Origin of the sequence: Bradyrhizobium sp. (assembly GCF_016462955.1) — a bacterium.
Taxonomy (GTDB): domain Bacteria; phylum Pseudomonadota; class Alphaproteobacteria; order Rhizobiales; family Xanthobacteraceae; genus Bradyrhizobium.
Genome location: NZ_JAEMSD010000125.1, coordinates 12,357 through 12,879 on the forward strand (window position 1 = coordinate 12,357; position 523 = coordinate 12,879).

The 523-nt window shown below is 65.8% G+C and carries 1 protein-coding gene; it reads left to right on the forward strand.

What is annotated here, in order from left to right:
* On the forward strand, positions 1-523 hold a 523-nt coding region (locus JHD07_RS15365), incomplete at both ends, for an aminotransferase class III-fold pyridoxal phosphate-dependent enzyme (protein ID WP_291623616.1).

Sequence of the window (523 nt, forward strand, 5' to 3'; positions counted from 1 at the left end):
GATCAACGACAACACCGTCGCCATCATGCTTGAGCCGATCCAGGGAGAATCCGGCGTGTGGCCCGCGACCGATCAGTTCCTGCAGCAGCTGCGCGCGCTGACCGAGGCGAATGGTCTCTTGCTCATCTTCGACGAGATCCAGACCGGCATGGGCCGGACCGGAAAGCTCTTCCATTACGAGCACACCGGAATTGCGCCTGACATCATGACGCTCGGCAAAGGCATCGGCGGCGGGGTCCCGCTCGCCGCCCTGCTCGCGACCGAACGCGCCTCCTGTTTCGAGCACGGCGACCAGGGCGGCACCTTCAACGGCAACCCGATCATGTGCGCGGCAGGCCTCGCTGTGCTCGAGGAGGTCGGCAAGCCGGACTTCCTGAAGGCGGTCACCGAGACAGGCCTTTTGCTCGAAAGCGAGTTGCAGAAAGTCTCGGCCCGCCATGGGCTCGGCGGCGTAAGAGGACGCGGGCTGTTGCTCGCGCTCGACCTCAAGCTGCCGATCGCGCCCGGGATCGTCGCGCAGGCG